Annotated in this window: 10 protein-coding genes; 7 read left to right on the top strand and 3 right to left on the bottom strand. The window is 62.0% G+C overall.

All coding sequences use genetic code 11. From position 1 onward, the window contains the following. The first annotated feature begins 6 nt into the window (after positions 1 to 6). Together recF and gyrB are read left to right on the top strand one after the other, a co-directional pair. A complete protein-coding gene (recF, locus tag F3J43_RS19635) occupies positions 7 to 1,110 on the top strand; it encodes a DNA replication/repair protein RecF (protein ID WP_166890629.1) in 1,104 nt (367 codons plus the stop codon). A gap of 4 nt (positions 1,111 to 1,114) precedes the next feature. Continuing rightward, complete coding sequence (gyrB, locus tag F3J43_RS19630) at positions 1,115 to 3,535, top strand: DNA topoisomerase (ATP-hydrolyzing) subunit B (protein WP_166890626.1); 2,421 nt, start codon at positions 1,115 to 1,117, stop codon at positions 3,533 to 3,535. Between the two features lie 81 nt (positions 3,536 to 3,616). On the opposite strand, the gene F3J43_RS19625 is transcribed toward gyrB, so the two are convergent. After that, complete coding sequence (locus tag F3J43_RS19625; RefSeq protein WP_166890623.1) at positions 3,617 to 4,915, bottom strand: sigma-54 interaction domain-containing protein; 1,299 nt, start codon at positions 4,913 to 4,915, stop codon at positions 3,617 to 3,619. A 248-nt stretch (positions 4,916 to 5,163) separates the two neighbouring features. Here F3J43_RS19625 and F3J43_RS19620 point away from each other — a divergent pair, with 248 nt between their 5' ends. From F3J43_RS19620 to F3J43_RS19610, 3 genes are read left to right on the top strand one after another with little or no spacing between them, the layout of a single operon-like run. Continuing rightward, positions 5,164 to 6,048 carry an MBL fold metallo-hydrolase gene (locus tag F3J43_RS19620; RefSeq protein WP_166890620.1) on the top strand — a complete coding sequence of 295 codons (885 nt, stop codon included), beginning with the start codon at positions 5,164 to 5,166 and terminating at the stop codon, positions 6,046 to 6,048. A 41-nt stretch (positions 6,049 to 6,089) separates the two neighbouring features. Next, positions 6,090 to 7,370, top strand: coding sequence for an NAD(P)/FAD-dependent oxidoreductase (locus F3J43_RS19615; protein ID WP_166890617.1), 1,281 nt, complete (start codon positions 6,090 to 6,092; stop codon positions 7,368 to 7,370). Beyond that, positions 7,367 to 8,185, top strand: coding sequence for a sulfite exporter TauE/SafE family protein (locus F3J43_RS19610; protein WP_166890613.1), 819 nt, complete (start codon positions 7,367 to 7,369; stop codon positions 8,183 to 8,185). Before F3J43_RS19615 ends, F3J43_RS19610 begins: the two co-directional genes overlap by 4 nt. On the opposite strand, the gene F3J43_RS19605 is transcribed toward F3J43_RS19610, so the two are convergent. After that, a complete protein-coding gene (locus F3J43_RS19605) occupies positions 8,174 to 9,061 on the bottom strand; it encodes a LysR family transcriptional regulator (protein ID WP_166890610.1) in 888 nt (295 codons plus the stop codon). The two genes, F3J43_RS19610 and F3J43_RS19605, sit on opposite strands and share 12 nt — an antisense overlap. Before the next feature lie 170 nt (positions 9,062 to 9,231). Between F3J43_RS19605 and F3J43_RS19600 the strand changes: the two genes are divergently transcribed. Beyond that, positions 9,232 to 10,881: a GMC family oxidoreductase gene (locus F3J43_RS19600; protein ID WP_166890606.1), complete on the top strand. Its 1,650-nt coding sequence runs from the start codon at positions 9,232 to 9,234 to the stop codon at positions 10,879 to 10,881. A 96-nt stretch (positions 10,882 to 10,977) separates the two neighbouring features. Beyond that, positions 10,978 to 12,597 (top strand): MFS transporter, encoded by a 1,620-nt coding sequence (locus F3J43_RS19595; RefSeq protein WP_166890603.1) that lies wholly within the window; start codon positions 10,978 to 10,980, stop codon positions 12,595 to 12,597. 170 nt (positions 12,598 to 12,767) lie between these two features. On the opposite strand, the gene F3J43_RS19590 is transcribed toward F3J43_RS19595, so the two are convergent. Then, complete coding sequence (locus F3J43_RS19590; protein ID WP_166890600.1) at positions 12,768 to 13,538, bottom strand: lysophospholipid acyltransferase family protein; 771 nt, start codon at positions 13,536 to 13,538, stop codon at positions 12,768 to 12,770. Positions 13,539 to 13,543: the final 5 nt, after the last annotated feature.

Raw genomic sequence — 13,543 nt, 5'->3', positions numbered from 1 at the left:
GGCGACATGTCCCTTCGACGTCTTTCGGTCACCGCGGTGCGCAATCTGCACCCGGTGACCCTCTCTCCCTCCCCCCGCATCAACATCCTTTACGGCGCCAATGGCAGCGGCAAGACCAGCGTGCTGGAAGCCGTGCACCTGCTTGGGTTGGCGCGTTCGTTCCGCAGTACCCGGTTGAACCCGGTGATCCAGTACGAACAGGCAACCTGCACGGTCTTCGGCCAGGTCGAGTTGGCTGAAGGCGGCACCAGCAACCTCGGTGTTTCTCGGGAGCGCCAGGGTGAATTTACCATTCGCATCGATGGGCAGAATGCTCGCAGCGCGGCTCAGTTGGCCGAGATGCTGCCGTTGCAACTGATCAACCCGGACAGCTTCAGGCTGCTCGAAGGTGCGCCGAAAGTCCGCCGACAGTTTCTGGACTGGGGTGTGTTCCACGTGGAACCGCGCTTCATGGCCACTTGGCAACGCCTGCAGAAGGCCCTGCGGCAGCGGAACTCATGGCTGCGGCATGGTACACTGGACGCCGTTTCGCAAGCCGCCTGGGACCGGGAGCTTTGCCTCGCCAGTGCGGAAATAGATGAATACCGTCGCAACTACATCAAGGCCTTGAAGCCCGTCTTCGAGCGAACCCTGAGCGAACTGGTCGAGCTGGACGGGTTGACCCTGAGCTACTACCGAGGCTGGGACAAGGACCGGGAACTCAACGAAGTCCTCGCGACCTCTCTCCTTCGCGATCAGCAGATGGGCCATACCCAGGCCGGACCACAGCGGGCTGATCTGCGCCTACGTCTGGGTGCCAACAACGCCGCTGACATCCTCTCACGGGGCCAGCAAAAGCTGGTGGTGTGTGCCCTGCGTATCGCCCAGGGGCATCTGGTCAGCCAGGTGCGCCGCGGCCAGTGTATTTATCTGGTGGATGACCTGCCCTCCGAACTGGATGATCAGCACCGCCGAGCCCTGTGCCGCTTGCTTGAAGAATTGAACTGCCAGGTGTTCATCACCTGTGTAGACCACGAATTTCTGAGGGAAGGCTGGCAGACGGAAACGCCAGTCGCTTTGTTCCACGTGGAACAGGGCCGTATCACCCAGACCCACGACCATCGGGAGTGAAGGCATGAGCGAAAATCAAACGTACGACTCCTCCAGCATCAAAGTGCTGAAAGGGCTGGATGCCGTACGCAAACGTCCCGGCATGTACATTGGCGACACCGATGACGGCAGCGGCCTGCACCACATGGTGTTCGAGGTGGTCGACAACTCGATCGACGAAGCCCTGGCCGGGCACTGCGATGACATCACCGTCATCATTCACCCTGACGAGTCCATCAGCGTCCGTGACAACGGCCGCGGTATTCCGGTCGACGTACACAAGGAAGAAGGCGTATCGGCAGCCGAGGTCATCATGACCGTGCTGCACGCTGGCGGTAAGTTCGACGACAACTCCTACAAGGTCTCTGGCGGCCTGCACGGCGTGGGTGTGTCGGTGGTGAACGCCCTGTCCGAGAAGCTGGTGCTCACCGTACGCCGTAGCGGCAAGATCTGGGAACAGACCTATGTGCACGGTGTTCCACAAGCGCCCATGGCTGTGGTCGGTGACAGTGAAACCACCGGTACCCATATCCATTTCAAGCCATCGGCCGAAACCTTCAAGAACATCCACTTCAGCTGGGACATTCTCGCCAAGCGTATTCGCGAACTGTCGTTCCTGAACTCCGGCGTCGGCATCCTGCTGAAGGACGAGCGCACTGGCAAGGAAGAGTTCTTCCGCTACGAAGGCGGCCTGCGCGCGTTCGTTGAATACCTGAACACCAACAAGACCCCGGTCAACTCCCAGGTCTTCCACTTCAACGTCCAGCGCGACGATGGCGTGGGTGTCGAAGTCGCCCTGCAGTGGAACGACAGCTTCAACGAAAACCTGCTGTGCTTCACCAACAACATTCCGCAGCGCGATGGTGGTACCCACCTGGTTGGCTTCCGTTCCTCGCTGACCCGTAGCTTGAACAGCTACATCGAGCAGGAAGGTCTGGCCAAGAAGAACAAGGTCGCCACCACCGGTGACGATGCCCGTGAAGGTTTGACCGCGATCATTTCGGTCAAGGTGCCTGATCCGAAGTTCAGCTCGCAGACCAAGGACAAGCTGGTTTCCTCGGAGGTGAAGACCGCCGTGGAACAGGAAATGAACAAGTACTTCGCCGACTTCCTGTTGGAGAACCCCAACGAAGCCAAGGCTGTGGTCGGCAAGATGATCGATGCAGCCCGTGCCCGTGAAGCGGCGCGCAAGGCTCGCGAGATGACCCGTCGCAAAGGCGCGCTGGACATTGCCGGTCTGCCGGGCAAGCTGGCGGACTGCCAGGAGAAGGACCCTGCCCTGTCCGAACTGTACCTGGTGGAGGGTGACTCCGCAGGTGGTTCGGCCAAGCAAGGCCGTAACCGTCGCACCCAGGCGATCCTGCCGCTCAAGGGTAAGATCCTCAACGTCGAGAAGGCACGTTTCGACAAGATGATCTCTTCCCAGGAGGTCGGCACGCTGATCACTGCCCTGGGCTGTGGTATCGGTCGCGAAGAGTACAACATCGACAAGCTGCGTTATCACAACATCATCATCATGACCGATGCTGACGTTGACGGTTCGCACATCCGTACCCTGCTGCTGACCTTCTTCTTCCGTCAGTTGCCGGAGCTGGTCGAGCGTGGCTACATCTATATCGCCCAGCCACCGCTGTACAAGGTGAAGAAAGGCAAGCAAGAGCAGTACATCAAGGACGACGAGGCCATGGAAGAGTACATGACCCAGTCGGCCCTGGAAGACGCCAGCCTGCACCTGGACGAGTCGGCACCTGCGGTTTCCGGCGTTCAGCTCGAAGCGTTGGTCAACGAGTTCCGCGGCGTGATGAAGACGCTCAAGCGTCTGTCGCGCCTGTACCCGGAAGAGCTGACCGAGCACTTCATCTACCTGCCGGAAGTCACCCAGGAGCAGTTGGCCGATCACGGTGCAATGCAAGCCTGGCTGGCCAAGTTCCAGGAGCGCTTGAACAACAGCCAGAAGTCGGGCCTGACCTATGCCGCCAGCCTGCGCGAAGACAAGGAACGCAATGTCTGGTTGCCGGAAGTGGAAATCACCTCCCACGGCCTGGCCAGCTACGTCACCTTCAACCGCGAGTTCTTCGGCAGCAACGACTATCGCTCTGTCGTCACCCTGGGTGCCAAGCTCGGTACCTTGCTGGGTGAGGGTGCCTACGTGCAGCGTGGCGAACGTCGCAAGGCGGTTACCGAGTTCAAGGAAGGCCTCGACTGGCTGATGAACGAGAGCACCAAGCGCCACACCATCCAGCGATACAAAGGGCTGGGTGAGATGAATCCGGATCAGCTGTGGGAAACCACCATGGACCCGACTGTGCGCCGCATGCTCAAGGTCACCATCGAAGACGCGATTGCCGCCGACCAGCTGTTCAACACCCTGATGGGTGACGCCGTGGAACCACGTCGTGACTTCATCGAAAGCAACGCGCTGTCGGTCGCCAACCTGGACTTCTGATCAGCCGAAGCAAAAAAGCCAGTACTCAGGTACTGGCTTTTTTTTGCCCATCGGAAAGTACCGTGAGTGTTCCACGTGGAACTAAAGCCCCAGCGCTTTCAACCGCCGATACAAGGTGCGCTCACTCAGCCCCAGGTGTTCGGCCAGTTCACTGCGCGAGCCACGGAAAGTTTCCAGCGCCAGCGCCAGGTCGGCCATTTCGTTGCGACCACGAGGACGTAGTGCTGATGACTGGGTCATGGGGCGGATATCTTCCGGCAGATGTTCTGGGCGTATCTGCCCATCATCGGCAAATAGCCGGGCGCGCTCGAGGATGTTGCGCAGTTCGCGGATGTTGCCTGGGAATGAGTGCCGGCGCAGATGCTCGAGCGCTTCGGTAGTCATGGTCGGTGATTGCTTGCCGGCCATTCGCTGCAACAGGCTTTCGCATAACAACGAAAGATCCTCTACCCGCTCGCGCAGTGCTGGCAGGCGGATGGGGAAGCCGCTGATGCGGTAGTACAGGTCTTCGCGGAACGTGCCGGCAGCGGCCATCTCTTTCAGTGGCTTGTGGGTCGCCGAGACCAGTCGGAAGTCGGAGTGAACCGTGCGCGTGCTTCCCACTGGGCGGAAGCTGCCCGACTCGATCAAGCGCAGTAGCTTGACCTGCATCGCCAGCGGAACTTCGCCAATTTCATCGAGGAACAGGGTGCCGCCATGGGCGGCTTCAGCCAGGCCGATCTTGCGCTGTGTCGCACCGGTGAAAGCGCCCTTCTCGTAGCCGAACAACTCACTCTCGAACAGCGACTCGGTCAGCCCGGTGCAATCCACCACCACCAGTGGGCCATTGGCGCGTGGGCTGCCCAGGTGCAAGGCGCGGGCGAACAGCTCCTTTCCGGTACCGGACTCACCTTGCAGCAGGACCGGGATCTGCGCCGGGGCTGCGCGCTGCAGGCTGGCGACAGCGCTCTTGAATGCGGGGGCCCGGCCAACCAGACCTTGCTGCTGGGGTTGCGCCGACGCCAGGGTCACGCTGGCCAGGCGCTCGACAAAGGCAACCACCCTGCCCTGTTCGTCGAGGATTGGTCGCAGTTCCACATCCACATGTTCGGGGCCGCGAGGGGTGTGATGGATATGCAGCACACGTTCCGGCACCTTGCTGTCCAGCGACTTGCGCAGCGGGCAATGTTCTCCGGCCTGGTCACAAGGCACTGCGTAGTGATGGGACACCCGGTGGCATTTCTCGCCCACTGGTGCCTGGTCAGCGCTGCCGAACTGACGACGATAGGCCGCATTGGCGGCGAGGATGTTGTAGTCAGTGTCCAGGATGATACTCGGCAGCACATCGTGTTCGAGGTAGGACACCAGCGCGAGGATCGCGGGATGAGTAGCGGTAAGCATGACAGCACCAGGTGAAAGACCTGGCGAGCGTAGCAAGGACTGCCAAACACTGCCATTGGCTGACAGTCGACTGCCACGCGGACTGTCACTTTTGCCTGGCTGACATGGGGCTGCTGCGCAGCCCACCGCGCTACAAGGCCGTGCCTACAGGGGAAAGCGGCTGGTCCGAAAGGCTGGCATGTATCTTGATAAAGCCCCTTCCACTGCCTAAGCCTTCAAGGAGGCCCGGTGGATAACTGGAGAGTGCAATGATCATTGGCAACAACCTTCACGTTGAAGAGTTCTTCGACAAAGCGACCTGGACCATCAGCTACCTGGTCATGGATGGCGAGACACGCCAGTGCGCGCTGATCGATAGCGTGCTGGATTACGACCCCAAATCCGGCCGAACCTGCACAGCTTCGGCGGACAAGCTGATTGCCCGGGTCGAGGCATTGGGCGCCAAGGTGCAGTGGATCCTGGATACCCATGTGCATGCCGACCATCTGTCTGCAGCGGCTTACCTCAAGGAAAAGCTGGGCGGCAGCATCGCTATTGGCGCGCAGATCACTCAAGTGCAGAAAGTCTTTGGCACCTTGTTCAATGCCGAGCCTGGTTTCGCGCGTGACGGCAGCCAGTTCGATGTGCTGCTCGTGGATGAAGAAGGCTTCCGCATTGGCAACCTCCATGCCCGAGCGCTGCATACCCCAGGGCATACCCCTGCCTGCATGAGCTACATGGTCGAGGACACCGGCGAGATCGCGGTATTCGTTGGCGACACATTGTTCACCCCTGACTACGGCACCGCCCGTTGCGACTTCCCCGGCGCCAGCGCTCGTACCCTGTACCACTCGATCCGGCGCCTGCTGGCCTTCCCTGACCAGACCCGGCTGTTCATGTGCCACGACTACCTGCCCGGGGGGCGTGAGCTGCGCCATGTCACCACCGTGGCCGAGCAACGTGCCGAGAACATCCATATTCGCGAAGGCGTCAGTGAGGATGACTTCGTCCGTATGCGCGAGGCTCGTGACGCGACCCTCGACATGCCTGTGCTGATCCTGCCCTCGGTGCAGATCAACATGCGTAGCGGGCAATTCCCGGAACCTGAAGAAAACGGCGTGAGTTACCTCAAGATCCCGCTGAACAAGCTGTAAGACACGCCGTACACATAACGAAGATTCAAAGGAACATCGCCATGCCTGCCCTGCTGTCCCCTGCCAATTCATCCCGTGCCGACCACCATAAAGTGGTGATCGTCGGTGCCGGTGCCGCCGGTATCGCCACTGCCTCCAGTCTGATTGCCCGCGATCCGTCGCTGGACATCGCCCTGATCGATCCTGCCGAGGTGCATTACTACCAGCCCGGCTGGACCATGGTCGGTGCCGGGGTGTTCAAGGCACCGAGCACCGCCCATACCATGGCTGCCACCCTGCCCCGCGGCGTGCGCTGGATAAAGGCGCGAGTCGAAGGTTTCGATCCCCAGGGGCAACTGGTCATCCTCGAGGATGGCTGCGCCGTCAGCTATGAACAGCTGGTGGTCTGCCCGGGTCTCAAGCTCGACTGGAACGCCATCGAAGGCTTGAGCGAGACCCTTGGTCGCAACGGTGTCACTTCCAACTACCGCTATGACCTGGCGCCCTACACCTGGCAACTGGTGCAGAGCCTCAAGTCGGGCCGCGCCCTGTTCACCCAGCCACCGATGCCGATCAAGTGCGCCGGCGCACCGCAAAAAGCCCTGTACCTGTCCTGCGACCACTGGTTGCGCCATGGTCATCTCGGTAATGTTCGCGCCAGCTTCTTCAATGCCGGCGCAGTCCTGTTCGGCGTGCCGGACTATGTACCCGCGTTGATGAGCTACATCGACAAGTACGGCGTCGACCTCAACTATCAGCACCGCCTGACGGCAGTGGACGGTCCGCACAAGCGTGCCACCTTCGTGCGCACCCTGGCCGATGGCAGCACCGAAACACGTGTCGAAGCCTTTGACATGCTGCATGTGGTGCCCCCGCAGGTGGCGCCGGACTTCATCCGCCAGAGCCCGCTGGCCGATGCCGCCGGCTGGGTGGATGTCGATCCGCATACCTTGCGCCACCGCCAGTTCGGCAATATCCATGCCCTGGGCGACGTGGCCAACACCAGCAACGCGAAGACTGCCGCAGCGGCACGCAAGCAGGCGCCGGTGGTGGCCAACAATGTGCTGGTGGCGCTCGGTCGGTTGTCGACGCTGGCGCAATACGACGGCTATGGTTCCTGCCCGCTGACCGTGGAGCGCGGCAAGATCGTCCTGGCTGAGTTCACTTATGGCGGCAAGGTAGCGCCGAGCTTCCCGCGCTGGTTGCTCGACGGCCGCAAGCCGACCCGATTGGCCTGGCTGCTCAAGGCGCAGATCCTGCCGCCGCTGTACTGGAAGGCGATGCTCAAGGGACGTGAGTGGCTGGCGCGACCACAGCCGTTGGTGGCCGAGGCGCAGCGGTGATCGAACATCAGTTGCTGGGCGCCGGGCTCGGCGCGCTCATCGGTGCCGTGCTGGCGCTGACCGGCGCGGGCGGAGGCATCCTTGCGGTGCCGCTGCTGGTGTTCGGCCTGGGCCTGAGCATGGTCGAGGCCGCGCCGATCGGCTTGCTTGCCGTAGGCCTGGCGGCGGCGGTCGGTGCAGTGCTCGGCTTGCGCCAAGGCTTGGTACGTTACCGCGCGGCGCTGTTCATCGCGCTGATCGGCGTCGCTTGCGCGCCGTTCGGCCTGATGCTGGCGCACCGCTTGCCTAACGCCCCGTTGGCGTTGGTGTTCGCCGGGGTGCTGGTGTATGCCTGCCTGCGTATCTGGCGCAAGGCGGTGCGCGAACTGCGCGGCGAGTCGCCCTGTGGCGAGCGGCAGATCATGCCCTGCGTGCTCAATCCGTTGCAGGGCCGCTTGCGCTGGACGTTGCCGTGCGCCCGGGCGCTGGCATTCACCGGGATGCTCTCGGGATTGCTGTCCGGTTTGCTCGGCGTCGGCGGCGGCTTCGTCATCATTCCAGCGCTCAACCGCTACACCAACCTGGACATGAAAAGCATCGTTGCGACCTCGCTGGCGGTAATCGCCCTGGTGTCTACCGGCAGCGTGGTCAGCGCCAGCGTGGCTGGCGTCATGCACTGGGTCGTGGGGGCGCCGTTCGCGCTGGGCGCAGTGCTCGGCCTGCTCCTGGCCAGACCGCTGGCCAGCAGGCTGGCCGGCCCGCGTCTGCAGCAGCTGTTCGCGGTCGCGGGTATCAGCGCCGCAGTGTTGCTGGCCGGCAAGGTGCTACTCGGCTAGCAGTTCATCCTGCTCGGCGGCGCACAGCGCCAGCAGGTAGTCCCACAGCACTCGCAGGCGGACCGACTTGTGCAGTTCGCGGCGGGTGCAGATCCAGTAGCTGCGCTGGATGGTCTCGCTGGGCAGCACGCGCACCAGTTTCGGATCGTGGCGGGCCATGTAGTTGGGCAGCACGGCGATACCCAGGCCGGCCTGCGCCGCATGTTGCTGGGCAATCACGCTGGTACTGCGAAAGACCACGTTCGGCGCCCGGCAGAAACTGTTGAGAAACAGCAGCTCCTGGCTGAACAGCAGGTCGTCGACATAGCCGATCCAGCTGTGCCGGGCGAGGTCCTCGCGGCTGTGCAACGGCGGTGCGCGATCCAGGTAGTCGTGGCTGGCGTACAGCGCCAGGCGGTAGTCGGTGAGTTTGCGGGTGATCAGCAGGTCGGCGCTGGGGCGTTCCAGGTGGATGCTGATCTCGGCTTCACGGTTGAGGATGCTGACGAAGCGCGGCACGGCCACCAGTTCCACCTCCAGCCCTGGATAGCGCTGGAACAGCGCCTTCATGCGCGGGGTGAAGAACATGATGCCGATGCCTTCGGTGACCCCCAGGCGGATTTTGCCCAACGGGGTGATCGCCTGGGTGATTTCTTCCTGCGCCAGCAGGGCGACGTTTTCCATGGCTTCGGCATGCTTGAGCAGGGCCTGGCCGGAGGGGGTGAGTTCGTAGCCCTGGGCATGCTGGACGAACAGCGCGGTACCCAGGTGCTTCTCGATGCTCTCGATATGCCGGGCCACGGTGCTGTGGGTGGTGTTGAGGCGCTTGGCGGCGGTCAACAGCCGGCCACTGCGCTGCAACTCGAGGAAAAACCGCAGATCGTTCCAGTCGAACATGAGCGTCCTTGGATGTACGTGCTGAGGACGCTCTCGCGGACTTGCCCCGCGAGAGCGTCGGAACGCTGTGCTAAAACGCACAACGGCTGCGCGAAATCTCGTGTTTCCTCGGCGAAATTAATCAATAAGATGGATCGGGACAAGAATAATAATCAGGCGCGAGGTTGCACATGCCATCAGCCGATTCTGTCTACGACTACGTGGTCGTGGGTGCCGGTCCCGCCGGTTGCCTGCTGGCCAACCGCTTGTCCGCCGACCCTGCCTGCCGCGTGCTGCTGCTCGAGGCCGGTGGTCGCGACAACTATCCCTGGATTCATATTCCCGTCGGTTACCTCTACTGCATTGGCAATCCACGTACCGACTGGTGTTTCAAGACCGAGCCACAACCCGGCCTGAACGGCCGCGCCCTGGGTTACCCACGGGGCAAGGTGCTGGGTGGCTGCTCATCGATCAACGGCATGATCTACATGCGTGGCCAGGCCGCCGACTATGATCGCTGGGCCGAACAAGGCAACGACGGCTGGGCCTGGAAGGACGTGCTGCCACTGTTCAAGGCCAGTGAGAACCACTTCGCCGGCGCCAGCGACAGCCATGGCGGCGACGGTGAATGGCGGGTCGAGCAGCAGCGCTACAGCTGGCCGATCCTCGACGCCTTCCGCGACGCCGCCGAACAGAGCGGCATCGCCAAGGTCGGCGACTTCAATACCGGTGACAACGCCGGCTGTGGCTACTTCCAGGTCAACCAGCGCAGCGGCGTGCGCTGGAATTCGTCCAAGGCGTTTCTCAAGCCCATCCTCAAGCGACCGAACCTGACCGTGCTGACTGGTGTGCAGGTTGACCAGGTGTTGCTCAACAATACCCGTGCCCGTGCGGTGAAAGCACGCTGGCAGGGTGATTGGCATGAGTTCGGCGCCCGGCGTGAAATCATCCTGTGCGCAGGTTCGGTCGGATCGCCGGGTATCCTGCAGCGCTCCGGCATCGGCCCGCGCAAGCTGCTCGAGGACCTGGGTATCAGCGTGCGTCACGATATGCCTGGCGTCGGCGGCAACCTGCAGGACCATCTGCAACTGCGGCTGATCTACCAGATCCAGAACACTCGCACCCTCAACCAGATGGCCAACAGCCTGTGGGGCAAACTGGCCATGGGCCTGCGCTACGCCGTGGACCGCAGCGGTCCGTTGGCCATGGCACCGAGCCAGCTGGGTGCGTTCGTGCGCTCAGGCCCGGAACAGACCAGCGCCAACCTGCAATATCACGTGCAGCCTCTGTCGCTTGAGCGTTTTGGTGAACCACTGCATCGGTTTCCGGCCTTCACCGCCTCGGTGTGCAACCTGCGCCCGGCCAGTCGTGGCCGGATCGATATCCGCTGCGCGGACATGAATGTGGCGCCCTTGATCGACCCCAACTACCTCAGTGCCCCCGAAGACCTGCGTGTCGCCGCCGATGCCATCCGCCTCACCCGACGCATTGTCCAGGCCCCTGCCCTGGCAGCTTTCGCGCCGCGTGAATACCTGCCGGGCCCTGCCCTGCAATCCGAGCAGGCACTGCATGAAGCGGCAGGCCAGATCGGTACCACGATCTTCCATCCGGTGGGCACCTGCCGCATGGGCAATGGCCCGCTGGATGTCGTCGACAGCCAGTTGCGGGTACATGGCATTCCCGGGCTACGCGTGGCCGACGCCTCGATCATGCCGCAGATCGTCTCCGGCAATACCTGTTCACCCACGTTGATGATCGCCGAGAAGGCGGCGCAATTGATCCTCAAGGGCGCTCACCGCCAGACCAACCTCAGCGACACCAGCGCAATACCGACGCCCTGATCCGGGTGTGTGCAACACCGGCGGCCAGCAGTCAGAGCCGCCGACAGTGGAACAACAAGAATAATCACTGTGGCCTGTGGGCCGAGGACAGCAACGATGTCGGATTACATTCAAGAGCAAGGGGCGGCAGCGAGCAGCTCCAGCCGTCGCGAAGAGCGCAAGATCATTTTCGCGTCATCCCTCGGGACAGTGTTCGAGTGGTATGACTTTTTTCTCTATGGCGCGCTGGCCGCAGTCATCAGCAAGCAGTTCTTCGCTGGCGTCAACGACACCACCGCCTTCATCTTTGCCCTGATGGCCTTTGCCGCCGGCTTCCTGGTGCGCCCGTTCGGTGCGCTGGTGTTCGGTCGCCTGGGCGACATGATCGGGCGCAAGTACACCTTCCTGGTGACCATCGTGCTGATGGGCCTGTCGACGTTCGCGGTCGGCTTGCTGCCCACTTATGCCAGCATTGGTATCGCCGCACCGATCATCCTGGTGGTGCTGCGCATGCTCCAGGGCCTGGCCCTGGGCGGCGAATACGGCGGTGCCGCCACCTATGTGGCCGAGCATGCTCCGCCCGGCAAGCGCGGCTTCCACACCGGTTTCATCCAGTCCACCGCCACCCTCGGCCTGCTGCTGTCGCTGATCGTGGTGCTGGCCAGCCGCTACGTCAGCGGTGACCAGTTCGAGACCTGGGGCTGGCGCCTGCCGTTCCTGCTGTCGATCTTCCTGCTGGCGATCTCCACCTGGATTCGCATGAGCATGCACGAGTCGCCGGCCTTCGTGAAAATGAAGGCCCAGGGCAAGGTCAGCAAATCGCCGATCCGTGAGTCGTTCACTTCCTGGCCCAACCTCAAGGTGGTGCTGACCGCGCTGTTCAGCATCAACGCCGGGCAGGCGGTTACGTTCTACACCGCTCAGTTCTACGTGCTGTTCTTCATGACCCAGATGCTCAAGATGGACCCGGCCCAGGCCAACACCCTGCTGATCATCAGCGTGGTGATCGGTGCACCGTTCTTCGTGTTCTTCGGCTGGTTGTCGGATCGGGTCGGGCGCAAGCCGATCCTGATGCTCGGTCTGCTGCTGGCCACAGTGTTGTACTTCCCGCTGTTCAAGGCCCTGAGCCACTACGCCAATCCGCAGATCGACGCTGCCAGCCAGCAGGCTCCGATCGTGGTGAGCGCCGACCCACAGGGCTGCACCTTCCAGTTCGACCCGGTGGGCAAGGCGCGCTTCGACAGTCCGTGCGACAAGGTCAAGACCTTCCTGGTCAAGCAGGGCCTGCCTTACAGCTCGGTCGATAGCAGCGGTAGCGGCGTCACCGTCAGCGTTGGCAGCACCACCATCAACGGCTTCGACGAGGCGGCCATGCGCAGCGCCATCGATGCCGCCGGCTATCCGGCCAAGGCCGATCCCGCCCACGTGAACCAGGTGATGGTGGTGCTGCTGATCGTCGCCATGATCCTGATCGCCACCATGACTTACGGGCCACTGGCGGCGGTGATGGTCGAGCTGTTCCCGACACGCATCCGCTACACCTCGATGTCCCTGCCCTACCACATTGGCAATGGCTGGTTCGGTGGTTTCCTGCCGACGGTGTCGTTCGCGCTGGTGGTGTATACCGGGGATATCTTCTACGGGCTGTGGTACCCGGTACTGATTACCGGAGTGAGCCTGGTGGTGGGGATCTTCTGCCTGAAAGAGACCAAGGATGTGGATATCGACAAGGTCTGAGCATCAGCCCATAAAAAAACCGGCGTAAAAGCCGGTTTTTTATCGCTGAAAAAAACTTATGCACGATTTTCGAAAAAACGTCATACATAGAAATAAATAGAAGATTCAATCACTTAGCTATCTATCCTGACGCTTTATCGAAAAATTGCTAACAACTTATCCACAGAACGTCAGGCTGGCTGCTGCTCAGGTTTTTCCGCCGCTGGCGGCAGCGAACCCATGGCCCGTTGGGTCGCCTCGTTCCACGCCTGGGCGCGGTCGTTCAGTTCGGCGATGGCCCGTGGCCCGGAACCTTGTGGATACATCGGCTCGCCGATCACCACCTCGATGGTACCCGGTCGTTTGCCCCAGCCCTCGCGTGGCCAGAATTTGCCGGCATTGTGAGCGATCGGCAGCACCGGCAGGCCGGCGTTCACCGCCAGGGCGGTGCCACCGCGGGAGAACTTGCCCATCTGGCCATGAGGCACCCGGGTGCCTTCAGGGAAGATCAGCACCCAGGTGCCCTGCTTGAGCAGCTCGTCGCCCTGGCTGGCGACCTGGCGCAGAGCTTCCTTGGGGTTCTTGCGGTCGATGGCGATCGGTCGCAGCATCGCCATCGCCCAGCCGAAGAACGGCACGTACAGCAGCTCGCGCTTGAGTACCTGGCTCAGCGGTGAGAAGTACGCCGACAGGAAGAACGTCTCCCAGGTGCTCTGGTGGTTCGACAGGATCACGCAGGGCACCTTCGGCACGTTCTCGGCACCGGTGATCTTGTAGTCGATGCCGAGGATGGCGCGGGTCAGGAACACCGCGCAGCGGCACCAGTACACGTTGATGAACTTGTAGCGCTTGGGAAACGGCAGGAAAGGCGCGACGAAGAAGCTCAGCGAGCACCACAGCAGCGAACTGGTGCCCAACAGCAGGTAAAAAAGAAAGATTCTGATCGCCTGCAGGATCGACATAGTGG

Origin of the sequence: Pantoea sp. Cy-639 (assembly GCF_011752525.1) — a bacterium.
In the GTDB taxonomy this organism is placed as follows: domain Bacteria; phylum Pseudomonadota; class Gammaproteobacteria; order Pseudomonadales; family Pseudomonadaceae; genus Aquipseudomonas.
This window is presented reverse-complemented; position numbering and strand designations above follow the sequence as displayed.